At 52.9% G+C, this 26,030-nt stretch carries 22 protein-coding genes and 1 pseudogene; 9 read left to right on the top strand and 14 right to left on the bottom strand.

Going from position 1 to position 26,030, the window contains the following annotated elements:
* From A6A26_RS15150 to A6A26_RS15115, 8 genes and pseudogenes are all read right to left on the bottom strand, one after another.
* The gene (locus tag A6A26_RS15150) at positions 1 to 2,436 is read right to left on the bottom strand and encodes a T6SS phospholipase effector Tle1-like catalytic domain-containing protein (protein WP_063879490.1); all 2,436 of its coding nucleotides are present in this window, start codon (positions 2,434 to 2,436) and stop codon (positions 1 to 3) included.
* A complete protein-coding gene (gene tli1, locus A6A26_RS15145; RefSeq protein WP_063879489.1) occupies positions 2,424 to 2,960 on the bottom strand; it encodes a T6SS immunity phospholipase A1-binding lipoprotein Tli1-KP in 537 nt (178 codons plus the stop codon). The genes A6A26_RS15150 and tli1 (A6A26_RS15145) overlap by 13 nt, the downstream gene beginning before the upstream one ends.
* A 68-nt stretch (positions 2,961 to 3,028) precedes the next feature.
* Complete coding sequence (tli1, locus tag A6A26_RS15140) at positions 3,029 to 3,565, bottom strand: T6SS immunity phospholipase A1-binding lipoprotein Tli1-KP (RefSeq protein WP_063879488.1); 537 nt, start codon at positions 3,563 to 3,565, stop codon at positions 3,029 to 3,031.
* 68 nt (positions 3,566 to 3,633) lie between these two features.
* A complete protein-coding gene (locus tag A6A26_RS15135; RefSeq protein ID WP_063879487.1) occupies positions 3,634 to 4,161 on the bottom strand; it encodes a DUF3304 domain-containing protein in 528 nt (175 codons plus the stop codon).
* Between the two features lie 68 nt (positions 4,162 to 4,229).
* Positions 4,230 to 4,757, bottom strand: coding sequence for a DUF3304 domain-containing protein (locus tag A6A26_RS15130; protein ID WP_063879486.1), 528 nt, complete (start codon positions 4,755 to 4,757; stop codon positions 4,230 to 4,232).
* A gap of 90 nt (positions 4,758 to 4,847) precedes the next feature.
* Entirely contained in the window at positions 4,848 to 5,597 is a 750-nt protein-coding gene (locus A6A26_RS15125) for a DUF4123 domain-containing protein (protein ID WP_063879485.1), read from the bottom strand.
* Positions 5,598 to 7,977: pseudogene (locus tag A6A26_RS15120) on the bottom strand (type VI secretion system Vgr family protein).
* A 1,770-nt stretch (positions 7,978 to 9,747) separates the two neighbouring features.
* Entirely contained in the window at positions 9,748 to 10,230 is a 483-nt protein-coding gene (locus A6A26_RS15115) for a cold-shock protein (RefSeq protein ID WP_063879484.1), read from the bottom strand.
* Positions 10,231 to 10,523: 293 nt separating this feature from the next.
* Between A6A26_RS15115 and A6A26_RS15110 the strand changes: the two genes are divergently transcribed.
* The 5 genes from A6A26_RS15110 (at position 10,524) to A6A26_RS15090 (ending at position 14,676) form a co-directional block, all read left to right on the top strand.
* Positions 10,524 to 11,189, top strand: a complete 666-nt coding sequence (locus tag A6A26_RS15110; RefSeq protein ID WP_063879483.1) for a haloacid dehalogenase type II — start codon at positions 10,524 to 10,526, stop codon at positions 11,187 to 11,189.
* Positions 11,190 to 11,220: 31 nt separating this feature from the next.
* The gene (locus A6A26_RS15105; protein WP_244181411.1) at positions 11,221 to 12,270 is read left to right on the top strand and encodes a phosphotransferase; all 1,050 of its coding nucleotides are present in this window, start codon (positions 11,221 to 11,223) and stop codon (positions 12,268 to 12,270) included.
* Positions 12,271 to 12,284: 14 nt separating this feature from the next.
* Positions 12,285 to 13,652: an aspartate aminotransferase family protein gene (locus A6A26_RS15100; protein WP_063879481.1), complete on the top strand. Its 1,368-nt coding sequence runs from the start codon at positions 12,285 to 12,287 to the stop codon at positions 13,650 to 13,652.
* A gap of 10 nt (positions 13,653 to 13,662) precedes the next feature.
* Complete coding sequence (locus A6A26_RS15095) at positions 13,663 to 14,172, top strand: Lrp/AsnC family transcriptional regulator (protein WP_063879480.1); 510 nt, start codon at positions 13,663 to 13,665, stop codon at positions 14,170 to 14,172.
* A gap of 114 nt (positions 14,173 to 14,286) precedes the next feature.
* Positions 14,287 to 14,676, top strand: a complete 390-nt coding sequence (locus A6A26_RS15090; RefSeq protein WP_253851892.1) for a hypothetical protein — start codon at positions 14,287 to 14,289, stop codon at positions 14,674 to 14,676.
* Positions 14,677 to 14,847: 171 nt separating this feature from the next.
* Here A6A26_RS15090 and A6A26_RS15085 read toward each other — a convergent pair whose 3' ends face one another.
* Complete coding sequence (locus tag A6A26_RS15085) at positions 14,848 to 15,756, bottom strand: LysR family transcriptional regulator (RefSeq protein WP_063879479.1); 909 nt, start codon at positions 15,754 to 15,756, stop codon at positions 14,848 to 14,850.
* 153 nt (positions 15,757 to 15,909) lie between these two features.
* On the opposite strand from A6A26_RS15085, the gene A6A26_RS15080 reads away from it, so the two are divergent.
* Positions 15,910 to 16,635, top strand: a complete 726-nt coding sequence (locus A6A26_RS15080) for an SDR family oxidoreductase (RefSeq protein WP_063879478.1) — start codon at positions 15,910 to 15,912, stop codon at positions 16,633 to 16,635.
* Positions 16,636 to 16,868: 233 nt separating this feature from the next.
* Here the strand turns inward: A6A26_RS15080 and A6A26_RS15075 are convergent, their stop codons facing one another.
* The 4 genes from A6A26_RS15075 to A6A26_RS15060 all read right to left on the bottom strand — a co-directional run bounded on the left by A6A26_RS15075 (position 16,869) and on the right by A6A26_RS15060 (position 21,763).
* Positions 16,869 to 18,002 (bottom strand): glutathione-independent formaldehyde dehydrogenase, encoded by a 1,134-nt coding sequence (locus A6A26_RS15075; protein WP_063879477.1) that lies wholly within the window; start codon positions 18,000 to 18,002, stop codon positions 16,869 to 16,871.
* Between the two features lie 813 nt (positions 18,003 to 18,815).
* The gene (locus A6A26_RS15070; RefSeq protein WP_063879476.1) at positions 18,816 to 19,523 is read right to left on the bottom strand and encodes an alpha/beta hydrolase; all 708 of its coding nucleotides are present in this window, start codon (positions 19,521 to 19,523) and stop codon (positions 18,816 to 18,818) included.
* Between the two features lie 170 nt (positions 19,524 to 19,693).
* Positions 19,694 to 20,521: an MBL fold metallo-hydrolase gene (locus A6A26_RS15065; RefSeq protein ID WP_063879475.1), complete on the bottom strand. Its 828-nt coding sequence runs from the start codon at positions 20,519 to 20,521 to the stop codon at positions 19,694 to 19,696.
* A gap of 156 nt (positions 20,522 to 20,677) precedes the next feature.
* On the bottom strand, positions 20,678 to 21,763 hold the full coding sequence (locus A6A26_RS15060) for a mechanosensitive ion channel family protein (RefSeq protein WP_172823924.1): 1,086 nt from the start codon (positions 21,761 to 21,763) through the stop codon (positions 20,678 to 20,680).
* 897 nt (positions 21,764 to 22,660) lie between these two features.
* Here A6A26_RS15060 and A6A26_RS15055 point away from each other — a divergent pair.
* Both A6A26_RS15055 and A6A26_RS15050 read left to right on the top strand, forming a co-directional pair.
* Complete coding sequence (locus tag A6A26_RS15055) at positions 22,661 to 23,554, top strand: dihydrodipicolinate synthase family protein (protein ID WP_063879473.1); 894 nt, start codon at positions 22,661 to 22,663, stop codon at positions 23,552 to 23,554.
* 150 nt (positions 23,555 to 23,704) lie between these two features.
* Entirely contained in the window at positions 23,705 to 24,034 is a 330-nt protein-coding gene (locus A6A26_RS15050) for an NIPSNAP family protein (protein WP_063879472.1), read from the top strand.
* 386 nt (positions 24,035 to 24,420) lie between these two features.
* On the opposite strand, the gene A6A26_RS15045 is transcribed toward A6A26_RS15050, so the two are convergent.
* Complete coding sequence (locus tag A6A26_RS15045) at positions 24,421 to 24,990, bottom strand: hypothetical protein (protein WP_063879471.1); 570 nt, start codon at positions 24,988 to 24,990, stop codon at positions 24,421 to 24,423.
* A 131-nt stretch (positions 24,991 to 25,121) separates the two neighbouring features.
* Between A6A26_RS15045 and A6A26_RS15040 the strand changes: the two genes are divergently transcribed.
* Positions 25,122 to 26,030 carry a LysR substrate-binding domain-containing protein gene (locus tag A6A26_RS15040; protein ID WP_063879470.1) on the top strand — a complete coding sequence of 303 codons (909 nt, stop codon included), beginning with the start codon at positions 25,122 to 25,124 and terminating at the stop codon, positions 26,028 to 26,030.

Genomic DNA, 26,030 nt, shown 5'->3' with positions numbered 1-26,030 from the left:
TCAGGCAGTTGCCGTCAGTACCTGCTCAAGCCAGCTGGCCGGGATCGCAGCCTGCGCCCGCGCCAGCTGTTGTTCAGCCACAAGCGCTTTTCGCTGTGCAACCACTACGCCCGGCTCCCGGGTAAATGCCCGCTGCTGTTCCCCGCCCGGCAGTTCCGGCACGGGTTCACCGGTGATCTGATCCAGCACTTCAACCTGCAGCGTTCGTACGGCGCCTGTCGCGGCCAGCCCTGCCAGCTTTCCGGTCAGGGTCTTTTGTCTGAAGCTCAGCACAACTCCTGTGGTCAGGGTGGCAAATCCGATAAGATCCCCGGCGATCACCAGCGGTGACAGGGACTTATTACATTTGTCGCTGAAATAAATCATCCGGTAGCGGAAGTAGCCGCCCCACATCTCGCGAGAACCCAGCGCAGCGTGCATAAACCAGGCACGCGAGTCGTGCACCTGATCGTCGAATAAGGCCCTGACCAGCCCGGCTGGCTGTCCGGCATTACTGGCCTCACCGGCGGCAGGAAACAGGACTGACACCCGCGCGTCTCCGTCAGCCTTCATTCGCCGGTATTCCCGGGGTTCATCATCGGTATTGAGCACGAAAATCATCGGCTGGAGCACGGTATCCAGCACCGCCTGCGCCAGGTTCTCCGGGATACGGTAACCGTCGTGGTAATCCTTACCAAACTCCTTCGCCGCTTCAAACAACTGGGTCTGCGCCATATCCGGGTCAAAATCCTTGATGCCCGGATAGAGCACAAGCTCATCCATCCTGTCGGCAGACTGTTTTGCTAACTGATCCTGACGCTTTTCAAGCACCTTTCGCTGCTTTTCATCCCGTGCTTCTTCTGCCGCCTTGCGCGCGGCGGGCAGCGCTTCGGTATTGGTGGCGCGCTGGTAGAAAGGTGTTTTCAGCATCGAACCTCTGGCATAGCGCTCGATACGCCAGGCGGTGATCCACGCAATCTGGTTTTCAACGACGGTTTCCAGACTGCCGCTGGCGCGCGGTGGTTCGTATTGGGAGGCCTCTTCAGGCGTGATTTTTTCTGGTGTGGTCAGGTTCAGGGTGAGTTCGCGCCAGGCGTTGAAGCGATTGACAAGTACATCAGAAACTAAAAATTGAGAAATAAGATCAATAGGCATGATTCGCCAATTATCTGTAGATGATTCTGGTAATACATCCTGCGGTACTTTTAGGGGTGCTCCAATCCCGAAAGCAGAGGAGTATAGATCCTGCAAAATAATCTGAGATAGAAACAATCCATCGTGTTCAGCATTAGCCTTCCCCTGATCTCCTGGCGGATACCCACCACCAATATCCGAGTGCATCCCCGGGTAAACCACCTCAGTGGCACAGGAAGGATACTTGCCGTCACTCCGGCGCACCGAGTCCAGCGGAAAGCAGAGGCGCTGCTCATGCCCGGACACCAGATGCACGCATTTTTTTATCAAACCGCCATAGGTTTTATCGTCCGGCAGCTCCATCGTGTCGTCAGCCCAGGACATATGCCCCTCTGCAACCGGCACAACGTGCGCTATCCCAACGGAGGCCACGGTATCCAGCAGCCCGAGAAACTCCACGCTGACAGGCAACTGCATCTCACCAATCTGCAGGCACTGTGGGGGATTTTCGCCCTCAGCCTTGGGTGGGGGAAGCAGCTCGCTCAGCCAGCGTACAAACGTACGCGCAGCGGCGGCACCGCGGGAAAAACCGTAAACGTACAGTTTGATACCCAGCAGCTTCGGTTTGCCCGGCTCCGGCTGCGTGAGCAGTGGTTTCAGTTGCGGGGCTAACTCATTCAGTAAACGACTGAACTCTTCATAACGGTTATGGCTGCCGCCAGACCACAGACGGTTCCAGCTGGTGCCCATTTTGCTGATGGACTGTCGACTCTCTGCGGTGCTCAGCCACTCTTCAGTTGCGGTAAATTTCAGTACATCAATAATGCGCAACAGCGCCCAGTTAATGCGCTCTTCACCCTTGGTTGCGCCCACCAGTCCCATGGTGGAGTAGTCCGGGTCGTTCACTTCCGGGAACGGAGTGCCCACACCGGGAATATAAAATTTGAAGTATTTGCCGCCGCTGTCGCTTGCCGAATCCAGCGGCATCCTGCTCGTATCAGATACGCCACCTGCTGTACCATCTCCGATAGTGGCGCGAAACAACCGCGCGATATTGGTCGGATGCTTCGGGTCAGACAGCAGCAGGTCATTGTTCAGGTTATTCCCCGTACCGTCGAAAAACAGACTGATATGCAGCGTCTTGCAGCATGGCGGCTCGACACGTCGCCCGGCCGCCAGACACAGTTCCTGGCGGTAGAGCCGCTCGGCGCTGTTCTGCTGATGGCAATTCTGACCAACTTGCAGTGCCTGCGTCGGCAGGCGTCCCTGGGCCGGAAACGGCGGTGGAACCCAGGCTAAATCGGTTTCCGTTATTTCGGACATACTTTGGGCTCCTTCATCCTGAGGGGCTCTTTTATCGGGTAATTGGCATTTCTCGGTGACCAGCAACTGGTCGTCACCTTCACGTCATCGCAGGGCAAAAAATGCACCGTGATGCCGCAGACGTTCTGGCCGTTATAGTCGGGTACCGGGACGGTTTTGCTGTGCTGACGGTTCTGGGCTTTCATTTTTTTTTCCCAGTCCAGATATTTTTCAGTATCTGCAAACCCGGGAAAACCTTTTGACCCCCCCTCCCCGGTTTCCCAGTCAATACGCACCGTCATGCCCGGCGTCCAGCGGGCGGGCACACTATAGCAGCAGCCGCCACCGCCGCCCTGGAACGGACCGATAATGTCGATGCCCGACTGGTTATCGACACTGAAGTGGTTAATCGCCCATTTGGTGTGGTTGATGGCTTTAATGGTTCCGCCACCACCTCCACTGCCACCGGCCTGAGCGGCAGGCTGTGAGCAGCCGGTTAACAGCAGCAGAGCCGCCAGCAGTGGGGTTAATACTGTGTGTTTCATCTGAGGTTCCCTGAAGAGGCAAAACTGAAGAGGTAGCAGTGGCGGCACCCGGGCTGGAGCGGTTTCCTTTATTTCGGACATACTTTGGGCTCCTTCATCCTGAGGGGCTCTTTTATCGGGTAGGACGGACTGCCGTAGGTGTAACAACTCGTCGTGACCTTCACGTCATCGCAGGGCAAAAAGTGCACCGTGATACCGCAGACGTCCTGGCCGTTATAGTCGGGAACCGGGACGGTTTTGCTGTGCTGACGTTTTTGGGCTTTCATTTTTTTTTCCCAGTCCAGATATTTTTCAGTATCTGCAAACCCGGGAAAACCTTTTGACCCCCCCTCCCCGGTTTCCCAGTCAACACGCACCGTCATGCCCGGCGTCCAGCGGGCGGGCACGCTGTAGCAGCAGCCGCCACCGCCGCCCTGGAACGGACCGATAATGTCGATGCCCGACTGGTTATCGACACTGAAGTGGTTAATCGCCCATCTGGTGTGGTTGATGGCGTCAATGGTGCCGCCACCACCTCCACTGCCACCGGCCTGAGCGGCAGGCTGTGAGCAGCCGGTTAACAGCAGCAGGCCCGCCAGCAACGGGGTTAATAGTGTGTGTTTCATCTGAGGTTCCTTACAGAGGCGGGACTAAAGGGGAAATGGCGGCTGCACCCGGGCTGAAGCGGTTTCCGTTATTTCGGACATACTTTGGGCTCCTTCATCCTGAGGGGCTCTTTTATCGGGTAGGACGGACTGCCGTAGGTGTAACAACTCGTCGTGACCTTCACGTCATCGCAGGGCAGAAAGTGCACCGTGATGCCGCAGACGTCCTGGCCGTTATAGTCGGGTACCGGGACGGTTTTGCTGTGCTGCCGTTTTTGTTCGTCAACCTTTGTCTTCCAGGCTTTGTATTTAGCTCTGTCAGCGAATCCTGGAAAACCTTTAGAACCACCAACCCCGGTTTCCCAGTCAATACGCACCGTCATGCCCTGTGTCCAGCGGGCGGGCACGCTGTAGCAGCAGCCACCCCCGCCGCCCTGGAACGGGCCGATAATGTCGATGCCCGACTGGTTATCGACACTGAAGTGGTTAATCGCCCATTTAGTGTGGTTGATGGCTTTAATGGTGCCGCCGCCACCTCCGGCCTGAGCAGCAGGCTGTGAGCAGCCGGTTAACAGCAGCAGGCCCGCCAGCAGCGGGGTTAATAGTGTGTGTTTCATCTGAGGTTCCTTGCAGAGGCGGGACTAAAGGGGAAACGGCAGCGGCACCCGGGCTGACGCGGTTTCCGTTATTTCGGACATACTTCCGGCTCCTTCATCCTGAGGGGCTCTTTTATCGGGTAGGACGGACTGCCGTAGGTGTAACAACTCGTCGTGACCTTCACGTCATCGCAGGGTAAAAAATGCACCGTGATACCGCAGACGTCCTGGCCGTTATAGTCGGGTAACGGGACGGTTTTGCTGTGCTGCCGTTTTTGAGCATCAATATTTTTTTTCCAGGCGAGATATTTTTTCCTGTCTTCATAGCCAGGAAAATCCATGGAGTACCCCACACCACTTTCCCAGTCAACACGCACCGTCATGCCCGGCGTCCAGCGGGCGGGCACGCTGTAGCAGCAGCCTCCGCCACCTCCCTGGAACGGGCCAATAATGTCGATGCCCGACTGGTTATCGACACTGAAGTGGTTAATCGCCCATCTGGTGTGGTTGATGGCGTCAATGGTGCCGCCGCCACCTCCGGCCTGAGCGGCAGGCTGTGAGCAGCCGGTTAACAGCAGCAGGCCCGCCAGCAGCGGGGTTAAGAATGTATGTTTCATCTGACGTTCCCTGAAGAGGCAAAACTGAAGAGGTAGCGGTGGCGGCACCCGGGCTGAAGCGGTTTCCTTTCACTATTAGATCTTTACTTTTTAAGTAAGCCATTTTTCAATGACCCAGGCCTCGCGGGCTTCATCCAGAATAATGCCCCGGTTGGTTGCCTCCACCATGCCCTGATAACAATCAAAAAAAAGCGCTTGTTGTGATGTATACCTGGCCGCTAGTGGTGCACTGTGGGACAGGAGGATCATGACATCGCAGACACACATCAGGTGATCCAACTGGCGATCGCTGAGGTCGATTTTGGGAGGTTTTTCATTGCGATTCTGAGGCGTACTGTTACCTTTTATACCTCTTGAGTTGCCATCCATATCCTGCCAGGCCCAGAACAGGACAGGACGCAACAAAGGCTGTTGCTGTTCCTCTTTGAGAACGTGCGTAAAAAGCAGTGGGAAAATCCGCGTATCGTAAAATCGTAAAATTCCGCTCCGTCCTTCCTGCAGAATATCCATACACTGTGTGAGCCAGCCAGTCAGGGCAGAAAAAGGCCAGTGTGAACACAAGAGCAGCAAAGGAGACTGAACAGCGACCAACTGACTCATGTCCTTCAGCCACTGCATCTGTTGAGGATCATCGAGCGTAATGCGTGCAATCAGCGGCGCATCATCGACAATAAACGCTTCCGGAAGCCCATGATAAAGCGACTGCCACTCCACAGAGAGTGCGTCCAGTGCCGGTATCACGCTGAAATCCAGCCCAGCCTGATCAACAATAATATCAAGATAATCAGTCCCGGATGTCCGGCAAGTAACAGCGACTTCCTCAATCCATTGTGTGGTCATTTATGCCTCCCTGGGGACGAAGCCCTGCGCCAGCTCCCGGGCTTTTTTAAGGCACTCTTTACATATCGATGCCGGGAGTTCAGGCAGGGGGAAATTCTCGCTGTCTGGCCCCTGCAAATCGTGGAGGCCTTTGAGACTGATTAATCCCGGACCGTGAATGTGCACTTCCCCCTGTGGCGTAAGACGAATGTAAGCCCCACCGCAGCCCAGAGTGATGCCATTTTTAGCCGTTAACTGCAGGTGCCCTTGTGTTGACTGAACAGTGACATCATTAAGAGAAGTCAGCGACAGGACATCTCCATGTGACTCAATATTAAGCGGACCTTTAGCGGATACCAGCCGCATCCCTTCAAGCTGGGCAAGGATTGAGACAGAGTAGCTCGCGTTCACGGAATAGCGCTGTGCTGTGCTGACATTGACTTCGCCCAGACTCTGTAGATATAGCCCCTTCCCGCTATACATCAGACTCGTTTCCGGCGTGACGGCGGCAATACCTTTCGGTGCAGACAGCAACAAAGTAGGCTCTGTAAGCTCACTGGCACCGGAAACAAATTCGCTTAATGGCTCAGTATCAGGGGCAACGTTGTGGTGTGTCTGAGTAATCGTTCCCCATTTGGTTACCTGATTTAACGCTCCTTTCAACAGACTGATGGCCGGCTGCATCTCCAGCACCTGGCCCTGTGCTTTCGTCTGGCCATCAGCGCTGATGAACATCCCTTTGTGTGCCCGGATGGCTCCCCACTTATCCGTCCGCAGCTCAAAACCCTCACCGCGCTTCTGCTTCTCAGCATCCACTAAATGTCCGAGATTCAGCTGGCTCTTGCCGCCGTATTCGGTGGAAATCTTGATGTGCTCTTTACCGCGCTCGTCATCGAGGCGGATTTTGTTGTTCGCCGGGGTGCGCAGCACGTTACGTTTGTAGTTGCGGATGGTCACGTGGTCACCGTGGGCCGAGTCGTGCAGCACGCCCGCGATGTACGGCCGGTCCGGGTTGCCGTCCTCAAAGCCAATCGCCACCTCCGTGCCCGCCAGCAGCGGCAGGTGCAGGCCGTAAGTATCCCCGGCATACGGGCGGGACTGGCGTACCCACAGGCTCTCGAACCCGGTTTCCCAGTTATCGCGGTCGAACAGCATGTTCACCCGGTAGCGGCCGTCTTTATCGATGTGGCCATAGGTGTCGTTTTCGGTGGTGCTGGTGACGCGCGCCGGTACGGTGCCGGCCATCACCGGGCGTGAGCCCGGCTCCGGGCGGAAGCAAAAATCCGTGCTGTCCGGGATGCCCTCAAAATGCACGCGAAAGTCTTCATCCCGCCGCGCCTGGCTGTGCATCGCCGTGATGACCACGCCCTGCGCAAACACCTCCGCCACTTCATAACCGCCGGTGACTTTCAGCACCTGCCCCGGAGAGAGGGTCGGGCAGCTGGTGATGGCCCGGGTCTGCGTCTGGCCGTTCAGGTAGCGCTCATGCCGGATGCGGGCATAAAATGCACCGGACTCGGGCACCGGATTACGCTCATACGCGCTGCCCGGCATCAGATAATTGTCAGCATAGTGGTACGCTTCCCCGTAGGTGGTCGCATCCCCGCGGGTCACGTCCACCAGAGCGTTCATGTCTTCCGTGGCCTGACGGTAGTTGTAGTCCCCGGGTGCTGACCTGCTTCTGCACCACGCTGTGATGACTCTCCATCCCCCACACCGAATCCACGCCCTGCGAATGCTGCCCTGAAGGCGGCACCGACGGCAGCGTCAGGCCTTTCTCATAGCCCTGCTGACCGTCGCAGAACTCCACCACGTCGATGTTCAGGCGCGTGTCGGTGGTGAAGCGGAACCAGATACCGACCTCACCCAGCAGGCGGGTAATAAAGTGCAGGTCGTCCTCACCGTACTGCATCACCTGCTCACGGCGCGGGTACTCTTTTGACAGCGAGAACAGAAAATCCTGACCGCGCATGTTGTGGCGCCCGCGCAGGATTTTTTCCACAATCTGCGGCACCGACATGTCCTGGTAGATGGCGTTCTGGTGCGAACGGTCAAGCAACGCCAGACGCGGCCGGAGCGTCAGGGCATAGCGGGTTTCCTCTTTAGAAGCGCTGAGGCGCTCAAAGCCGGTCACCACGCCCTGAATCACCCGTAACGTCTGCTGCACTTTACTACCGAAACCCGTGTCAGCCGGGGCCTGCAGCGTCAGGGAACCGGGCTTCATCAGCATCATCTCTTTGCTGATGGCATGGTCTGTACAGGTGAATTCAATCCGGTAGCGGAACGGTCTGCTTAAGGCTTCATCGCCTTCAAAAGCCAGCACATCAAGCTCTGCGCCACATCCCTTCACCGAAAGCCGGTGGTGGTTGTGACTGAATCTTATGGGGGGATTGTTGCTCATATGTCCACTCCTTGTGTCCGGTCAATTTCCAACGAGACAGCGTCTTCCTCGCATCATTCCAGCGTCAGCGAGGTCAGCATCTGTTTTTCCGCTATATCAGTCAGCCACCTGACTCATTTCAGGCAGTATTTGCTGAGTCAACAGGCTGTTACCCGCCAGAGAAGCTAATAACCCTGCTTCCTGCACCACTTAAATGAATACTTTTCGAAAGCTACAGACGGTGTTGAGGTTTTTGTTTGCCGTGCCCGCCGCACAAATCCTGTCTGAGGACATCCCTATCCCATTCGTTGCGGCGCGCCAGTAACATCAGATGCCTTTACCCTGCTCCAGCAGTTTCAGCCGCCAGTGCTTAGGCAGCATTTCTGCGCACGCGGATTTGGCACAGGCAGACAGCGGCTTCCCTGGCATGGGCACAATAAGCATTCAAACGGTGTAACAGACTGGCTGGGTTTTCCATTTTTTGCTCTTCCGAAGGATTCCGGGCACGCTACCGCCCTTCGCTGTTTCCCGTTATGGGGAACTCACAGCGCGCGGGGTCAGGCAGACAGTTTTTTGCTCAACGTTCGAAAAGGTTCTCAGCCAAAAAGAAAGGCCGACAACTCCGGTATCTGTCTTGAAGCTTGCTCAGAAAAACCTTTCGTATTCACAACGTGAGACTGATTTTGTTTTCACCGCCTTTACCTGCACACGTATTTTTAACAGTCAGATGAGTTTTCGGTAATATTCGAAAACACCGGCGTTGAGGTTAGTTTTATTAACGATGAGTTTTTGCATATGACCAGGCGCCCGACGCCCTGGCCGTTACGGCAATCATCCCTCACCGGGCACCTCAGGGAGGGGATTTATTGCTTACCGGCTCCGGCTTTATGCAGATATTTTTTAGATGGGTACGTGCTTCTGACGCGTTATTCTGGAAATCTTTATCCATTACATTATCCTTGTATCGCTGTAAGCAGCCGGGACACCTCCGTGTCCTGCGGACAATAATAGGACAATCTTCAACCAGATATCAAATCAATAGATTATTGCGCTAATGTTATAATTTAATTGAATTTTTAATTCCAATTTTAACATTAATTTCTGTCAACTTTAAACAACCATAAAAACAAACAAAAAAATTTATTCACCAAAAATAAATGCAAATAACATCTTTATTAAAAATGTTGTAAACCTGACTGATGCGAGCGTTTTTTTAAAATCTTCTTTACCTGGCAGGAAAAGCCTCAACAGAAAACAAAGCAATGGAAATGCTGACGTATTAAATTACAGTTAAAAAACCAATTTTTTTAATTTTGATAAAAATAAATTAATTATGTACTGAAAACACAATTACACGCCTGACAGTCACATCGTCAACTACGATCACAGCATAAGCCAGTGCAGTAAAAAGCACGGCGCGCGCTGTATTACAAAACAACGAAAAGCGCATTCCAGAAGACAGCCCTGGCCTGACATTCATACATGCCAGAACCTTAATGCTGACCCATAACCGCTGGATTGCAGACGAAGGGTAACGGAACAGAAAAACGAAACCCTCGGTGAATGAGAGCCATTCATTCACCAAGGTAATCTGATATTCGGTTACAGAGAGAACTTATTAAGGAGTCTGTAAGGTGTAAAAGACAGGCACCAGAAGCATTGGCGAACACAACTATCCTGTTCGAAAGCGGCCAAAAGGACCAAAGAGACCCAGCGATGGGGTGCACCGGAATGCTTACAGGCTGCCAGTGCCTTGTTGAGAAAGGCGCTGGCAGTTCTGGCCCGAAGCTGTCAGACCTTGAGCAGTTTCACCGTGGCATCGATATCAATCTCATCCTCAGAGAAGATTAAGGTCGCCCCCTGAAAAGTGGTGATCGCCAGTTTCTTCAGCGTACGCATCTCATCGGCCTGGTCGGCTGATTTGGGTTTGATATTGTTCATCAGAATGCCCACAGACAGCACTGTATTTTCTTTATCAATGCGGCTACTGGCAGGGACTTCTTCGCTGTAAACCACAAAAGACTTAATGGCGGTAAGCTTAAGCCGCTCGCCCGCAATGAAGATGTATTTGCTTTCCGGCAGGACTTTCACCGCATACGCCGACAGCCCTTTATTGTTCGTGGTGGGCTCAAACGTGACCGACGCATCTTTCTTAATCAGATCAGGGTTGGCGACCTTAATCACGTGAAAATAGCGGTTATCGCCGTTTTCATCTTTTATAAAGCCAAAGCCTTTATCCTGAAACCAGGTTGTGATTGTTCCATTCATCGCCATTACCGCCTACCTAATCGTTAATCTACTCAATTTTTTCAGCGCGCAGTGTAAAACACAATGCAGGCGCAAACTACGCCTTTGGGCTAAGTCGGGCTGATAAATTTCTGCGCTGCCGGTGGGCGGCCCCGGGGAACGACGCTGACGAAGCCATCGGGGCATGATTAACGCTATGCGGATAATGCCGCGTGCTATGGCGAATTGAGCAAAAACCACTCCATTCAGTGGTCAATAAGAAATTATCTGTTCGCTCACCACGATATACTTCTTTTATACAAATGAAAGGGGTTAATCACATGATTTATAAACCAAAATTTATCAGCTTCGATTGCTATGGAACGCTAATTAATTTTGAAATGGGACCGACAGCAAAAACACTTTTTGCCGATCGCATCGCAGAACAGCGGATGCCCGCCTTTCTTGAAAGCTTTCGTTTCTATCGTCTTGATGAAGTGCTGGGCGACTGGAAGCCCTTTTTCCAGGTGGTGGAAAACGCCATTCAGCGGGCCTGTAAAGCTCATGATGTGGATTACCGCGATACTGACGCGCAGGCCCTCTATGACGCCGTGCCCACCTGGCAGCCGCATCCTCACGTTGTGGAAACGCTGGAACTGATATCCCAACATTTTCCTTTAGTGATCCTGTCGAATTCGATGACCGATCTTATCCCACACAGCGTCGCCCATCTTAAAGCGCCCTTTCATGCTGTCTATACGGCAGAAGAGGCGCGTGCCTATAAGCCGCGTGCGCAGATTTTTGAATACATGTTTGACCAACTGGGCTGCGGGCCAGAACACATCATGCACTGCTCCTCCAGCTTCCGTTATGACCTGATGACGGCATCTGACCTCGGCTTTATGGGCAAAGCATTTATCGATCGTGGGCATGAGCCCGCCGTCGACGGCTATGGCGTTGAACGGCTCACCAACTTCCGCCAGCTTGCCGGCCTGTTGGGCCTTTGATTTGTCTCCAAAGACGGTAAAGCGAGGGAAAATGATGCTTGATGAACACACCAACCCTGCTGTCGCATTGAGCACAGCCGCGCCGGCCCTCTCACTTCCGGCCATTCAATCTTTAGTGTCTGAAATGTATGGCATTGAGGGCAACATTCGGTCACTGGCCAGTGAGCGCGATCAGAACTGTTGCATCGAGCAGGCAGACGGCACGCGCTATGTGTTGAAGATCAGTAATCCCTCTGAAGCGCTGTCGATTGTGGATTTCCAGATTAAGGCGCTCAACCATGTCGCTGAGGTTGCACCCGACCTGCTGATTCCGCGTGTTGTGCGGACGCGCAAAGGACAAGATTGTGACAACGTCACTCTTGCTGATGGCGCAAAAACCACTGTCAGGATGCTGACCTATCTGGACGGGATGCAGGTTAAGGACACGGACCGAACGCCTGCACAACGTCGTTCCATGGGCACCTGCCTCGCCCAGCTCGATCTGGCTTTACAGGGTTTCACACATCCTGCCGCCAGCCACGATCTACTGTGGAACGTTTCTGCCGCACATCGTCTGATGGATAAGCTGGAAGAACTCGTCGACCCCACGCGCCGCAGGCTGGCGGAGAAATTTATGACGCGTTTCACCACGCACGTCCTGCCGCGCCTGTCGGCAATCAGGGCGCAGGTCATCCATAACGATTTTCACCTCTACAACGTGATGGTGGCGCCAGAGGAGCAGGACCGCATTACCGGGATTATCGATTTTGGCGACATGCTTTATGCCCCACTGGTGGGCGAAGTCGCGACCGCTGCGGCCTTTCAAATGTCAGGCCAGCCCGATCCGTTTGAAGGCGCAGCCCAGTTCGTGGGTGCCTATCACAAAACGCTCCCGCTCAACGACATGGAGCAAGACATCGTTACCGATCTGATGGCCACCCGTCATCTGATTACCGTCCTGATTACCGAATGGCGCGCGGTCCGCTATCCCCATAACCGCGCCTATATCATGCGTCATAATCCAGCCGCCTGGGAGGCGCTGTCCTTCATGGCGGATCTGTCTCGCGATGCGGCACGTGACCGATTGCTGACTGAACTCTGAAACGGGAGAAATTAATGAAAAGCACCACCGATCTTAATATGGTAAACGCCTATATCCCCGGTCAGGCCGACGTGGGACCGGAAACGGCCGCGATGATCGAAAGGCGCGATGCGCTGTTGGGTCCGGCTTATCGTCTGATGTACGAGCATCCCTTACACATCGTGCGCGGTGAAGGCGTGTGGCTTATCGATCCTGAAGGCCGTCGCTACCTGGACATTTATAACAATGTGACCTCACTTGGGCATTGTCATCCTGCCGTCACCGAGGCCATTTGTCAGCAGGTTAAAACCCTCGCGACGAATACCCGCTACCTGCACGACACCATTCTGGAACTGGCCGAACGTCTGCTGGCAACCGTGCCGGAAACGGCGCTTGCGCATCTGATGCTGACCTGCACAGGCAGTGAAGCCAACGATCTGGCCTACCGTATTGCCAAAATACGGACCGGCGGCACCGGCATCATCGTGACCGAAACTGCTTACCATGGCATCACGGACGCGGTTTCTCAGTTCTCGCCTTCGCTGGGTACCTCGGTTGACCTTGGGCCTCATGTGCGCCTGGTGCCCGCGCCCCGTCTCTACCATGCCGAGGGGGCCGATCTCGGCGAGCGCTTCACGCGTGATGTCGAAAACGCCATTGCCGATCTGCAGCGCCACGGCATTAAGCCCGCCGCGCTGATCGTCGATTCGCTGTTTACCAGCGATGGCATCCTGCCTGGCACAGCGGGTTTCCTGAAAGGCGCGGTCGATGCCATCAAACAGGCCGGAGGATTGTTTATTGCCGACGAGGTGCAGCCTGGCTTCGGACGCACGGGCGAAAACATGTGGGGCTTTCAGCGTCACAACGTCATCCCGGACATCGTTACGCTGGGCAAACCGATGGGCAACGGTCAACCGATTGCCGGGCTGCTGGCCACGGCTGACGTTCTGGCAGAGTTCGGTCAACGCGCCCGTTATTTCAATACGTTTGCGGGCAATACGGTCTCCTGTGCCGCCGCGCTGGCCGTTCTGAAAACCATTGAACAGGATGATCTGATTGCCCATGCCCGCAAGGTAGGCGCGCTTCTGCTTGAGGGCATTACCGCCCTCAGTCACAAGCATGAAGCCATCGGCGATGTGCGTGGCGCGGGCCTCTTTGTTGGCGTGGAACTGGTTTCCGATCGCCCTTCCCGTACCCCGGACCGCTGGCTAACCAGTCAGGTGGTGAACAGAATGCGCCAGAAAGGTGTCCTGCTGAGTGCATGCGCAATGGGACATAACGTGCTGAAGATTCGTCCGCCCCTGGTGTTGACGGCGGAACAGGCGCAAATGATAATCGAGGTACTCGATCAGTCGTTAACGGAAGCGACTGCAGCCAGGGCGTCACAGCCCATTCCGAGGTAATCACCTGTCTATGTCACATCCTAAGCCTCTCGATCGTACTGATATCAGAATACTTGAGCATCTTCAGCGCGAGGGGCGTTGTTCAATAGTTGAACTGGCTGAGGCGATTAGCCTCAGCCCCAGTCCCTGTTTAGCGCGTACCCGACGCCTGGAACAAAGCGGCATTATTTCGGGTTACGCCGCCAGGGTCACGCTGAACAAACTGGGCAACAATCTGGTGGTATTTTCCGAGATCACACTCAACAGTCATTACCCTGCCGATTTTATTAAATTTGAATCCGGCGCCTGTCAGTACCGGGAGATCGTGGAGTGCTATAACATCAGCGGTGGCTACGACTATCTGTTGAAAATTATCGCCCCCAATTTATACAAGTTTCAGGACCTGATGGAGCGTTTGCTGGAAGATGAGATTGGCATAGCAAAATTCGCCAGCCGCGTGGTACTTCGGCAACCCTGGCAGTGGCGCGAGGAGCCGCTAACCGAGATTGCGACCGGCCAGACAAGCTGGAAACAAGGCTAACGGCGCGCCTTCACCGCTCGCGCCTGTGCCGACAGAGACGCTTTACCTCAACGTATTACTGATGCAGCATGGAAAATGGCTATCCCGATGTATAACCTCTGAACGGTGTGGGAAATGATCATGCGACTTGAACTGGCTGTCCTGCTATTTGCAGGTTCAACCGCAGCCCTGGCAGCAGCACCTGCCGACGATGCCTGGCAAACTTACATGGCTGAACTCACCCGGCAGTGCCCGTCTAAGCACCTGGAATGGCTCGCTCCGGCTGATATTCGTGATGCGCTTGATGATTACAAATCTCATCTGAATACCGATTTACAGCTTGCGATGACGGCTTCTGAACATCACCGCTGCCAGGGCGTTTCGGCAGGTGCGACATGTGACAATAGCGGTGACCTGGATATCGCGCAGAAAAACGGTCTCATCCCCTCTGTGGCGGCCTCATTTTGTCACCGCTTTGTGAGGTGCAGCAAGCAATCGGACTGCGACAGCCAGAGCGCACCCTGACGCAGTCTTAAAATTTACTGCGCTTCCCCTGTTAACCCCGACCGTACGGTTTTGTATTAACCCAGCTGGTCGCTCAAGACATCGCCCTTAAAACGCTAAATCTGCCTGCGCCTTAGCCTGTTCGCGAGCATGGCCCGGCGCACTTGCTGCATCGCATCACGACATGAATCGTTAGCACCTGCCTTCATCCGCACATCCCTCGCGCTCCTCTTTAAGAAAATCAACAAATGCGCGCAACGGCGCAGACATAAACCGGCTGGGAAAATAGAGCCACGGCCCCTCAAAAGCAGGCCACCATGCTTCGAGTAACGGATGGAGTACGCCTGTTTCAAAGTGAGGCTGAAGCCAGTTTTCAAACGTCGCGATAATGCCCTGGCCTTTTATTGCCAGATCGATCGCCCCCGACACACCATTGACCCCGATAGTCAGACGTCCGGGCGCATCGACGCGGACAGTTTCTCCGTTATGCGCAAACTCCCATGGGATCAGCGCGCCACTGGAATATCGCAGGCGAATGCAGTCAAGTTCCGTTAACCTGGCGGGATGTGACGGCGAGCCGTGAGCGGCGAGATAAGCCGGTGACGCCGCCAGCGCTAAACGCTGTTGACGAGGGCCGATGGGAATGGCAATGGCATCCTGGGCAAGGTGCTCGCCATAACGTATTCCCGCATCGCAGCCTTCCGATGTGGCTTCGATGAGGCGATCATCGACCATGATTTCCACCTGTAAGCGCGGATGATGAGCAAGAAACCGATCGATCAGCGCGGGAAGGATATCCACCATGACGGCACCCGTGACGTTCAGTTTAAGCACCCCGCGCACCGCCTGCTGAGAGCTGGCAACGTCGTTCAGTATGCTCCGCATTTCGCTGAGGAGTGGCGACATACGTTCGGACAACATCCGGCCGGCTTCAGTCGGCGTTACGCTGCGCGTCGTGCGGATAAAAAGCGGCACGCCAAGGCTCAGCTCAAGCGCGGTCACCCTTTCACTGACGGTAGAAGGAGACAGCCCCAGCTTTTTGGCTGCCGCACGAAAGCCCTTAGCATTAAACACTGCCAGAAAAATCGATAAATCGTTCATCTACACGGCCTAAGATTGTTCGCCATTTCGATCAGGTTATTCGTATTAGCCTCTGTTATCAAACAGCATTGCCTGGGCTATAAATGCTGAACACGCCCGGTAATGCGTTTAGCGGGGCCATATCACCAGCAGAGATAACTGAGGCAGCAGAAAATGACCAACAAAAGTGTTCTTATCACCGGCGCGAACAAAAGCATTGGATTTGAGACGGCCAGGCAACTGGGCTTACTGGGTTATAAGGTCTGGTTGGCTTGTCGTGACGAGCAGCCTGGCCACGCAGCGCTGAACACCCTCACCGCAGAAGGGCTGGATGTGCATCTGACGGTGATGGATGTGACTCAGGCCGCCAGCGTTCAGGCAGCGGCTGAGCAGGTACTGAAGTCAGATGGAAAGCTGGATATTCTTATCAACAATGCTGGCATTGCCGGGATTCAACCTGTCGCCCCCAGCGAGCAGCCAGTCAGCGATATTATGGCGGTGTATAACACTAACGTTTTTGGTGCCATCAGCGTGACCCAGTGTTTTATTCCGTTACTTAAACTCGCGCCCCAAGCCAGAGTGATTATGGTGAGTAGCGGGCTGGGATCGCTGGCGTGGGTCGCCGATCGGGCACATCCCTATTCACGCGTCCAGGCAATGGGTTATACCAGTTCGAAAACGGCGATGAATGGCGTGACCGTGGCATTTGCTCATGAACTTACTGCGTTTGGCATTAGCGTAAACGCCGTCGACCCAGGCTACACCGCCACCGATTTTAATGGGCATACAGGCTACAGAACGGTTGAGGAAGCGGCCGATGGCATTGTCTGGCTTGCCGATCAGGCTCCCCAGGCGATGACTGCGGGTTTCTTTTTTGATCGAAACCGCGCGCCCTGGTAATCGCCCTTTCAGTCACCTTGTCGGTTAGAAGAATCTCACGCTTTTCGCCCTGGAAGCGATCCGCGCATCATGCTCATGGATGGGGCTTACCTTCAGCTAAGGCTTTCAATGCCAACAGGTCTGATTGACTGATAAAGAAAGGCTTTCATTTAGAGGCTGAACGCCCGCAGTCTGGTTCACACGCACTCGGGCGTACTCACCAGACTGGGGCAATCATGGTAATGACGAACGACTTAAGGTTTTAAAATCACTTTTGTCCAACCGCTGTCGCGATCGTCAAAGTGCTTATAGCCTTCTGCCGCTTCAGACAGTTTTAAGCGATGCGAGATAATCTGCCCTGGATTCGCTTTATCCTGCGAAATCAGTCGTGCAAGCTGGCGGTTATAAGCTTTAACATTCGCCTGACCGGTACGGATGGATTGTCCTTTGAACCAGAAACTACCAAAGTCAAAAGGCATTTTGCCCTCTTTCGCCAGATCAGTCGCTGCACCCGGGTCCTGTGGAACAAACACGCCCACCACCCCAATACCGCCCGTGGCTTTTGTTGAGGCAACCAGGCTGTTCATCGTGTCAGAATTGTCTTCAACACCATGTTTGTTGCAGCACTGATAGCCCACACATTCACAACCGCAATCGGTGCCGCGACCATCGGTGAGATCGAGAATCTTATTTACCGCATCAGCCCCCGTGGCATTAATGGCAATCGCACCGATTTTTTCCGCCAGTGCCAGCCTGTCGGCATGCGTATCGACAACATAGACCTCCGATGCGCCTTTGATAATGGCCGAATGCGCTGCCATGAGTCCCACCGGGCCGGCACCGTAAATAGCCACACTTTCACCAGCTTTTAAGCCCGCAAGCTCTGTGGCGTGCCAGCCGGTCGGAAAAATGTCGGACAGCATGACGTAGTCATCTTCCTTCTCAACCGCATCAGGCGGTAATACCAGGCAGTTAAAATCGGCAAAGGGGACGCGAAGCAACTCGGCCTGACCGCCTTCCCAACTGCCCATTTCGGCAAAGCCATAGGCAGCGCCAGCAGTACCAGGGTTGGCTGTCAGACAGTATCCCGTCAGGCCTTTTTCACAGTTTTCGCAGAATCCACAGCCTACGTTGAACGGCAGGCAGACATAGTCACCTACGCTGATTCGCTCTACGCCACTGCCAATTTCAACCACCTGGCCCAAATTTTCATGCCCTAAAATACGGCCCTGCTCGAAGCTGGTGCGTCCTTCATACATGTGAAGATCCGAGCCGCAGATATTGGTGGTGGTGATGCGAACCAGAACATCGGTGGGGCGGACAATTTTGGCATCGGGCACATCTTTAACTGAAACATCAAAGGGTCCGTTATAAACGACTGCTTTCATACTCTTTCCTCTCGGGTCATTGATGATTCTGCGTTAGCGTTTCCTTATTCACAGGACATGGCAATACAGAATCAGCGTTATCTGGCTTATTCATTCGGCCTTTGGCGGATAATAAAGTTACTGCGGAGATAATGCGGTTTTTCTTAAAAATGCATTTCAACCAAAACAAAAATTAATTATCGACAAAGAAGTTTATGCCCGTGAAAAAAAGGCATTTTCAGACTATTCCGGCCTGGTTTATTACAAACAATAACGTTGCCACTTAAAATGATGGTAGTGCCAGTCAATCAGGTAATTATAAATACCATTCGCCGTCTTGTTTGCTTTTAATCACCTTTCAAAGCGTAACTTATATGACGGAAATTGCAGGCAGCCAGGGGAAATAAATGAATAAAAATTTAATTATACTTATTAAACAGCAGCTTATTTCACTTCAATATTATGTGATCGGACGTTACAGAGAGGATAAGCGAAACCGTAAATGATTCATTTTTAAGCATTGATTTCAGCACCTATGGTAATGTCATGTCAGTGATAACGATATTTCCTCCTCCAGTCAGATACTCATAATTCGCTATCATGCTAAGCACGCCTCCGTTTTTATTCATTATTGACCCCATTATTTTTACTACCGCGCACCGCGAATTAAAATACGGGTTACAACAGGGCGCTATTTCATTCAATGACGTTTATCCCTGCCCTGGCTTCTGGTCATGGGTAAAATCATCGCGTTATTGATAGTCAGAGGGTGAACGCGTTTATCTCGTTAGCGCCCCTCTTAACCCGGCCGCTGTTAGGCTGTGCCCTGTGGCACTAAGCAGTAACAAAATGGGATATCTTTGCGCCCAAATCTAAAAGAAAAGTATCTCGCGAGGCAAAGGAATCGGTGACGTGCGGAGGCAATGTATTCATAAAGGTAAAATGACCGGCATCTTTCACAACATGAAGATCTGTCTGCGTGTGATGCGCTAATGCCGCGTTGAGAAAGAGGGCCTCTGAAAGTGGCGTAACGCTGTCCTTTTCACCCGCCCAAATCTGAACAGGGAGGTTGACGGATGCCAGCGACGACGGCGCGCGAAAAAAATCTGCTGGCGGTGCTAAAAGCACTAGTTGATTTAACATCTGCCTGCCGTCAAAAACGACCGACTCTCTTGCTTTGGTCCAGGCTGTGGCCCCGGCGTGCATCAATAAAATCACCGTGCCAAGTGAATGCCCAACCCCGGTTATCGAGGCATAGTGGTTGCAAAAGTTGTTCCCGGCTAAGGCGAGCCTTTGGCTACGTTCCAGCAATTCAGCCCTGGAGGGAAAGGGAGAGGTCAGGCGTTCAAAATGCGGCGCGACAACGGAAATACCCTGCCGGGTAAAGGTCTGCAGAAGCTCAAGGTGGCGCAGTGGGCTTCCCCCCAGCCCGGCGACAAACAGGATACATCGCGTCGCCTCCTTTACCTGCAACAAGGTGACTTCAACATTTTTGTCTGCGTGTTTAACGATGGAGGTTTCCACCCCAATGCGTCTAACCATGATGATGGCACCCCTAACAAGTTATCACAGGCGATGGAATGAATGTTTTATGCCCTGCCTCGCAAGCTAAAAACGACGCTCTTCACGAGGAGATGTGCCGGGCGAAAATCCTTGAGCGACCCAAAAATAAGGGCCCATGGCGTGCCTGAGCCGGAGCGACAGGGGCTTACTCAGACAAAGCGCCATTCAAACCCGTTTGCGGTTTTATTCAGATAACCCGCAGACGACTGGGCGAAGTGCGAACTGAAACATAATGCCTGATGATCGGCGGCCCATTCCATTGCCCACCGGCGTTGCACTTCCGCCTGGTCGGCATCTGCACAAAAGCGAGAGGCCAGATGGGGTTGCCTGACCTGAAGTTCGTTATGCATAAGATCGCCGGTAAATAAGGCATATTCTCCCGCGCTGTGCAGAATAATTGACGCGTGATCGTGGCTGTGACCGGGCGTGGGCACAAAGCGTAATAATTCAGCAAGGATCGGTTTTGTCGTCATATCCAGCGTTTCAAGTAAGCCAGCTTCGATAACCGGATTGATGCTGTCCTCTAACAGGGTTTGTCTTGCAGGATCGTTTTGCCAGTTTTTCAGACCGATATCGGAACAGTAATAGCGCGCATTCCTGAAAAACGGCGCCCACTTGCCTTCCACCTGGTGGGTGTTCCAGCCCACATGATCGCCGTGCAAGTGGGTGATCAAAACAAAATCCACCTCATCGGGATCAATGCCCGTCTCGCGGAAACGATGTTCATAAGGTGTATCCAGTTGATGAGAAAGCGGAGATCCGGGACGCTCACGCCCGTTGCCACTGGCTGTATCAATGACAAGGGTGGCGCCCGGTGTCCGGACAATCCAGCTATGCACCGAAAGCGAGATGTTTTCAGGGGAAAGGCTATCCAGTGGCTGGTCAGGATAGAGCATACTTACCGATAAAGAGGCCTCAAGTTCAGGCACTTTAAAAACCTCACAGTCACCCACGCGATAGATCGATTTGTGTTTCATAGGGCCCCTTAAAAACAGAATGGAATGATGCGTCCGGTTTGCATCATCGAATCATGCCATCCACTACGCATGTAAACAAACAGCAGAAGTACAGTTGTCCTGACGCTTATACGGCGAGCAGCACCTCTGTACCTTCCACTCTCCCCAAATACGCGATTAGCAGCGGGCTTCTTTGTCTACCGCATCGGCGTCGGTCAGGGTTGCCCTGACATGAGGCAAACTCTGCGGATAATTTTGCTGAATAAACTCAATCATTTTTTCCCGTACGTAACAGCGTAAATCCCAGGCTGTGGGGGAATTCTGTGCCGTCATCAATAACCTGATGGTCATGGTTCTTTCGGTCGTATCGGTCACCTGAAGCACCTGAGTCTGTTGATCCCAGAGTTTTGTTTCGCTCAGCACTTTTTCAAAATGTCTGCGGAGCGGCTCCAACGGCATGGAGTAATCCACATAAAGAAACACCGATCCTAATATTTGTGCGTTATTACGCGTCCAGTTCTGGAAGGCATTTTCTGTAAAATAGGTAATGGGCAGCACCAGTCGGCGCAGATCCCAGATACGCACAACAACATAGGTCAGATTTATCTCCTCAATCCATCCCCATTCTTTTTCAACGACCACGGCATCGTCAATTTTTATTGGTTGCGTAAAGGCGATCTGGATGCCAGCAAACAGGTTGACCAGCGACTTCTGCAGGGCAAAACCAATGATGATCCCTGCTACTCCGGCACCGGCCAGAATTGTCGTGCCGAATTTACGCACGCCTGGAAAACTGAGCAGAATCATAGACAAACAGAATGACACAAGGATGACGATTGCCACTTTTTTTACATAGATTAACTGCGTGCGAATTTTACGGGCACGAAGGTTATTTGAAAGATTAATGTCATAGCGTATAAAAAGCATATCCTGTGCGACATTCGTCAATCGAATCAAAATAGAGCAGACGGATAAAATAATAAATATATTGGCGGTAGCCGTTATGAAATTAAGGGATTGCGGGGGGATATTGATATAATTCACCCCGATATTGATTAACACTAAAGGGATAAAAAGAAACAGGGACCCACGAAGGTGCTTTTCAAGGGATTTGAATAACTTTCTGTCGCGGCTTTGCCAGTAACGGATAAACCTGAGAAGAATAAATCGAGCAAGAAACCCCACTATTAATGAGAGAATAACGAGTAATACTGCAGGTACCCAGGCTGGCGCACCCGATAACTCACCAAAAATCAAAGACATCATATTCCCTTCCATTCCACCGACAACATTCAGTTGCCAGACAAGTCACTAAAATCAGTAACCGTTGTTCTCTCGGTTATCTGAGGATTACATGATTACGTACATCAGTTTATGAAAAATTTGACCCGCTGCCGTGTCGGACAGTTAAAAACCTTCAAAAGAAACGGATATTTGACTAAGAAAATCAGAGCAACCTACTGAAATCGTTATTTATAGCTGACCTTTTCAGAGAACACGCAGAATATCGGCATTCCAACCTGGCGTGTGCGTTTTCTCGTTACAGGTGATGAATCCGTGGTCAACGGCCAGGTGTTTGTGTGTGCGACAGGTTAAAAATTGACGACCAATATGACGTGCAATGCGCTGTATGCCTTGCACTTTAGACAGACATCCACATTGTTTTATAAAAATACAGTGTAGGTGCCAGGCCGAAGCAGGCCGTGACGGAGGGAGGATACGGGTTCGTTGGCGCATTTACCTGCGTGCGCCTCGTCCTGACAGGAAAGCGCTTTCATCTTCCAACAACCCTTTGCGCGAGACGCGGATACGCAGGTTATCTTCCCGGCCGCAGTTTACACAACCACGTCCTCGAAGGCTTTGCGCAGTGCATCTTCTCCCACACGGGGATTTGTTATTGGAGCAGCACACTGAGACTCAATGCACGGAAGCCCGGCGCGAGACGTGCAACGTCAGGGCTGATTGACGGATGAGCGGGGAACATAAAATAATCCTGTAATGACCGTTTTAAATCACGATAATGACCAGTGAACAAAAAAGTTAATATGCCTGCGCAGGCGATGAAACACTGGTTTTTACCATGACGGTGAGCGCGTAGGCGCGCTGAGAAATGGGATGTCGGATAGCAGCAAACTTATCTTTATTCTGGAGGAATAACCTATGTTTCACGGTTTGAGCGCTTTTCCACTTACTCCTGTTACGCGCAATGGTTTTGACGAACGTGGATTTGTCCGCCTTCTTGAACGCATTACGTCGGCCCGCGTCGACTCGATTGGCGTTCTGGGATCAACAGGCAGTTATGCCTACCTGACGCGCCAGGCGCGTAGCCGGATAGCTGGCATTGCAAAGTCGTATGCGGGCACGATTCCGGTGATGGTTTGCGTGGGTGCCGTCAGCACCGATGAGGTAATGCGGCTGACCGATGACGCGCAGGCGGCCGGAGCAGATGCGCTGCTGCTGCCGCCAGTTTCGTACCAGACGCTGACGGACAATGAGGTTTTTGGCTTGTTTGAGACCCTGACGCAGCACACTTCAGTGCCGGTCTGCATCTATGATAATCCAAGTACAACGCGCTTTACGTTCTCTGACGAATTGCACGGACGTATCGCCAGGCTGCCTGGCATTCAATCCGTTAAAATCCCGGGCGTACCGGCCTCGCCGGAGGAGGCGCTGGCACGCGTCCAACGCCTGAAGGAAAAACTGCCTGCAGAGGTAACGGTTGGCATTAGCGGCGACGCCAGTGCGGCGGCAGGACTCAACGCAGGCTGTGACGTGTGGTACTCCGTCTGCGGCGGCCTGTTCCCGCATGCGGCAAAAGAAATCACCGACGCAGCAGCACGCGGAGAGCACGAGCGGGTTACGCAGCTCGGCGAGCGCCTTAATCCGCTATGGGCGCTGTTTCGCAAACACGGAGGCAGCATCCGTGTTATGGCAGCGGCGGCGGGCGTGCTGGGGCTGACCGAGGTTGACTGCCTGCCCCGACCTCTCCTTCCCCTGTCTGCGAGTGATATTCCTGAAGTGGCTGCTGTTATTCAATCCCTTGATCTGAAGTAAGCCAGTTGCCGTCTTCGGGCCTGGCACTGTGAATTCGTTTGGGCATTGCTAAGTAATGGCGCGATGTCAGTCTGAACATCACGTCCATTCTGTCAGGTTCCACTGCTTTACAAAGTAATCGTTCACCATGATGAAAAAAGGATATTGATGATGAAAGCAGTCGAATTTTTGCTGTACACCCTCAAACCCGGTACCGGGAAAGACTTCCACAGAATCATGACAGAAGAAAGCGCTCCACTTCACCGTTCAGCGGGTATGGATATTGTTTCTTTTGGTAACTCAGCTCATGACGACGACGCTTACTATCTAATCAGAGCTTATGATAGTCTCTCGTCTCTAAAATCTTCTCAGGAATCTTTTTATAACAGTGAAGAATGGCATCTTGGCCCACGGCAGGCCATTATTGACAGGATAAACACTAGCGTTAAATCAGTACTCAACCTAAGCGACAGTGCAATTGAGAAGTTACGATCCCATTAATTGTGCAGCAATATTAACAGTACAATTGTTTCAGCGTCGTTTTATTGCCTGACGCTAATTTTCTGTGGACTTTCCTGTACAAACAGTCGGTCTGACTGAACTCGCTCGGCGCCTGTCCTGAATAACATTTAAGTTGAACAGCCGATATGTCTGAATGCGTCATTCAGCGATCGGGGGTTGTCGCCGGCAGTTTTGAGCGAGAAGTGGAGGCGCGTTGACAAGAAGATACGCTCTTACTGGCTAATAACGTATCCATTCGTATTGGGATCTCGCGCTGACTTCCAGATACGCGGACCGCTGACTGCTCAGTTGCAGACACAAATCAGCGTAACGGCCGCCAGCGCCCTAAGCAAAAACGTGCAAACCGAGTGATAACGCTCTCGTACCTACCGCGAAATGCCGGTTTGCTGAATAATTTTACAGTACAACCCACCCAGCAATGCCAGGTCTGTTAAAAGCCCAGTCGCCCCCGTAAACCCGCCCCAGTGTCTGGCGAGAAGGATAATCACACTGCTGAAGATCATTGCCAGCACCATAACTGACACCCGTAAACCACTGGGGCGAATCTCCTTCCAGTGGCGCTTCAAGGGTTCAGCCACCCAGCCTTGTCCAAGCCCGGATAAACCCACACCAGGCAGCAGCAGGCAGGCATTGTGAGGGTTTTGAAAGGCGATTATAAGCAAGACTAAACCACAGGCAGCCAGGAGAAACCCATAGCAAAGACGAGTGACAACCTGCTGACGTTTCATGATGCCCAGCCTGGCCAGCATAGTGCCAAAGAAGAATGAAGCCAGCAGCGAGCTTAGCCCCATCCCCCCAGCAATAAAACCTTGCGTCATGGCAAAGCTGAAAATCAGTACCAGCTCAGCGACCAGGAGACTTAACAGGATACCAGACGTGATGTTTCTTCCCTCTTCAGTAACAGAATCTGATTCAGGTAAAGTGAAAATCGCCATAGCAAGCCTCGCAGTAATAACAGATGACATAAAATTAAATTCATCGTGGCTGAGTAATGAATTAAGCTTACGGTCTGTGCTGCAAGGGAATCAAAGTCATAGTTTTCAGCCATAGGTGAAAATAACTCATCATGAAGCCATCCCGTTTACCGCCGCTTGGTGCGCTGCGCGCGTTTCATTCCGTCGCGTCAGCCCTGAGCTTTAAGCAGGCCGCGATAACGCTGAACGTGAGCGCGACAGCCGTCAGCCACCAGATACGTTTGATTGAATCGACGCTTGAATGTCGGGTATTTGAACGCAATGCTCAGGGCGTTAAGCTGACGGAAGCCGGTAAGCTGCTGTATGCGGGCACTCAGTCCGCCTTTACAGCATTAGAAACCTCGGTCAGTAAGATTGACCGGGCAAGACGGCCGCCGACGTTAACCATTACCACCACATCCAATTTTCTGACCAACTGGCTGGTTCCGCGCCTGGCAGATTTCAAGGCGCAATTTCCGCACATTGACTTACATCTGCACACCAGCGTTGAAAAGGTCGATTTAACCCAGCGCACCGTGGACGTGGCGATCCGCTATCGTGAAGCCCCGGAAGATGAGCTGCACAATACTTTGCTCTACAAGGATCGGTTTGTGGCGTTAGCCAGCCCGTTGCTGGCGTTGAATGCGCCCGGCGATCTTCTCGGCGTCACGCTTTTCCACGTCGAAAACCGCCATGTTCCGACAGAATCACCGGACTGGTCGCACTGGAAACGCCGCTATGGGCCGTCCAGTTTGAACATCAGCAAAGGTCTCTATTTCAGTGATGAAACGCACGCACTGCAGGCAGCGGTTGCGGGGCAAGGCGTGGTCATTGCCAGCAAGCTGCTGGCGGAGGATCTGATTAAACGTAACATGCTGGTGACGTTATTCGGGTCATGCTTACCGGGCGCGAATTACTATCTGGTGACGATGAAAGATATGGCGGATCGACCTGACGTGGCGGCACTGCGGGAGTGGCTGGTCAGGGAAATGCAAGTCGCATTAACCCGTAGCGGTCAGTAA

Origin of the sequence: Pantoea sp. OXWO6B1 (assembly GCF_001641135.1) — a bacterium.
Classification (GTDB): Bacteria; Pseudomonadota; Gammaproteobacteria; order Enterobacterales; family Enterobacteriaceae; genus Pantoea; species Pantoea allii.
This window is presented reverse-complemented; position numbering and strand designations above follow the sequence as displayed.

What these genes read in the sequence shown, in the direction of transcription:
- A6A26_RS15040 (WP_063879470.1), top strand. Translation starts at nt 25,122, where the DNA reads ATGAAGCCATCCCGTTTACCGCCGCTTGGTGCGCTGCGCGCGTTTCAT.
- tli1 (WP_063879488.1), bottom strand. Translation starts at nt 3,565, where the DNA reads ATGAAACACACACTATTAACCCCGTTGCTGGCGGGCCTGCTGCTGTTA.
- A6A26_RS15050 (WP_063879472.1), top strand. Translation starts at nt 23,705, where the DNA reads ATGAAAGCAGTCGAATTTTTGCTGTACACCCTCAAACCCGGTACCGGG.
- A6A26_RS15150 (WP_063879490.1), bottom strand. Translation starts at nt 2,436, where the DNA reads ATGTCCGAAATAACGGAAACCGATTTAGCCTGGGTTCCACCGCCGTTT.
- A6A26_RS15080 (WP_063879478.1), top strand. Translation starts at nt 15,910, where the DNA reads ATGACCAACAAAAGTGTTCTTATCACCGGCGCGAACAAAAGCATTGGA.
- A6A26_RS15055 (WP_063879473.1), top strand. Translation starts at nt 22,661, where the DNA reads ATGTTTCACGGTTTGAGCGCTTTTCCACTTACTCCTGTTACGCGCAAT.
- A6A26_RS15075 (WP_063879477.1), bottom strand. Translation starts at nt 18,002, where the DNA reads ATGAAAGCAGTCGTTTATAACGGACCCTTTGATGTTTCAGTTAAAGAT.
- A6A26_RS15065 (WP_063879475.1), bottom strand. Translation starts at nt 20,521, where the DNA reads ATGAAACACAAATCGATCTATCGCGTGGGTGACTGTGAGGTTTTTAAA.
- A6A26_RS15085 (WP_063879479.1), bottom strand. Translation starts at nt 15,756, where the DNA reads ATGAACGATTTATCGATTTTTCTGGCAGTGTTTAATGCTAAGGGCTTT.
- tli1 (WP_063879489.1), bottom strand. Translation starts at nt 2,960, where the DNA reads ATGAAACACACAGTATTAACCCCACTGCTGGCGGCTCTGCTGCTGTTA.
- A6A26_RS15110 (WP_063879483.1), top strand. Translation starts at nt 10,524, where the DNA reads ATGATTTATAAACCAAAATTTATCAGCTTCGATTGCTATGGAACGCTA.
- A6A26_RS15100 (WP_063879481.1), top strand. Translation starts at nt 12,285, where the DNA reads ATGAAAAGCACCACCGATCTTAATATGGTAAACGCCTATATCCCCGGT.
- A6A26_RS15045 (WP_063879471.1), bottom strand. Translation starts at nt 24,990, where the DNA reads ATGGCGATTTTCACTTTACCTGAATCAGATTCTGTTACTGAAGAGGGA.
- A6A26_RS15115 (WP_063879484.1), bottom strand. Translation starts at nt 10,230, where the DNA reads ATGGCGATGAATGGAACAATCACAACCTGGTTTCAGGATAAAGGCTTT.
- A6A26_RS15125 (WP_063879485.1), bottom strand. Translation starts at nt 5,597, where the DNA reads ATGACCACACAATGGATTGAGGAAGTCGCTGTTACTTGCCGGACATCC.
- A6A26_RS15130 (WP_063879486.1), bottom strand. Translation starts at nt 4,757, where the DNA reads ATGAAACATACATTCTTAACCCCGCTGCTGGCGGGCCTGCTGCTGTTA.
- A6A26_RS15095 (WP_063879480.1), top strand. Translation starts at nt 13,663, where the DNA reads ATGTCACATCCTAAGCCTCTCGATCGTACTGATATCAGAATACTTGAG.
- A6A26_RS15105 (WP_244181411.1), top strand. Translation starts at nt 11,221, where the DNA reads ATGATGCTTGATGAACACACCAACCCTGCTGTCGCATTGAGCACAGCC.
- A6A26_RS15135 (WP_063879487.1), bottom strand. Translation starts at nt 4,161, where the DNA reads ATGAAACACACACTATTAACCCCGCTGCTGGCGGGCCTGCTGCTGTTA.
- A6A26_RS15060 (WP_172823924.1), bottom strand. Translation starts at nt 21,763, where the DNA reads ATGTCTTTGATTTTTGGTGAGTTATCGGGTGCGCCAGCCTGGGTACCT.
- A6A26_RS15070 (WP_063879476.1), bottom strand. Translation starts at nt 19,523, where the DNA reads ATGGTTAGACGCATTGGGGTGGAAACCTCCATCGTTAAACACGCAGAC.
- A6A26_RS15090 (WP_253851892.1), top strand. Translation starts at nt 14,287, where the DNA reads ATGATCATGCGACTTGAACTGGCTGTCCTGCTATTTGCAGGTTCAACC.